Origin of the sequence: Aliarcobacter vitoriensis (assembly GCF_003316695.1) — a bacterium.
Taxonomy (GTDB): Bacteria; Campylobacterota; Campylobacteria; order Campylobacterales; family Arcobacteraceae; genus Aliarcobacter; species Aliarcobacter vitoriensis.
Window position 1 is genome coordinate 1 of record NZ_PDKB01000046.1, and the last position, 934, is coordinate 934.

Below are 934 nucleotides of genomic sequence, written 5' to 3' on the forward strand. Positions count from 1 at the left end.
AAAAGGATAAAAGATGAGATACGCGAAAAATGTAACAGAGTTAATAGGGAATACTCCTTTAGTAAAACTACAAAAAGCAAGTGAAGAAAGTGGAGCGACAGTATTAGGTAAATGTGAATTTATGAACCCAAGTCATTCAGTAAAAGATAGAATTGGTACTAATATGATAAAAAAAGCTTTGGAATCAGGTGTTATTACTAAAGATTCAACAATTATAGAACCAACAAGTGGAAATACAGGAATAGCATTGGCTTCAGTAAGTGCAGCTTTAGGTATTAAATTAATATTAACAATGCCAGCATCAATGAGTATAGAAAGAAGAAGACTTCTACAATCATTAGGAGCAAAATTAGTATTAACTCCAGCAGAAAAAGGAATGAAAGGTGCTATTGAGAAAGCTCAAGAGTTGCAATCAGAAATTGAGAATTCTATTATTTTACAACAATTTCAAAATGGTGCAAACCCTGAAATACATAGATTAACAACAGCTCAAGAGATATTAAAAGATACAGATGGAAAAATAGATATTTTTATAGCAGGTGTTGGAACAGGTGGAACATTAACAGGAGTTGGAGAAGTATTAAAAGCACATAACCCAAATATTAAGATTATTGCAGTTGAACCAAAAGCAAGTCCAGTGTTAAGTGGAGGTAATCCAGGACCACATAAAATACAAGGAATAGGAGCAGGATTTGTACCAGATGTATTAAATACAAAAGTGTATGATGAAATAGTAACAATAGAGAATGATGATGCAATAGAGAGTTCAAGAGCATTAGCAAAAACAGAAGGACTTTTAGTAGGAGTATCATCAGGAGCGAATGCATTAGCAGCAAAAATAGTAGCTTCAAGAGCAGAGAATAAAGGTAAAGTAATAGTTACAATTCTTTGTGATACTGGTGAAAGATATCTAAGCTCTGGGCTTTATGAGTAT

General features: G+C 32.9%; 1 protein-coding gene. It reads left to right on the forward strand.

From position 1 onward, the window contains the following. Positions 1 to 13: 13 nt before the first annotated feature. Positions 14 to 934: cysteine synthase A (gene cysK, locus CRU91_RS12060; protein ID WP_113895449.1), on the forward strand; the 921-nt coding region annotated here is incomplete at its 3' end.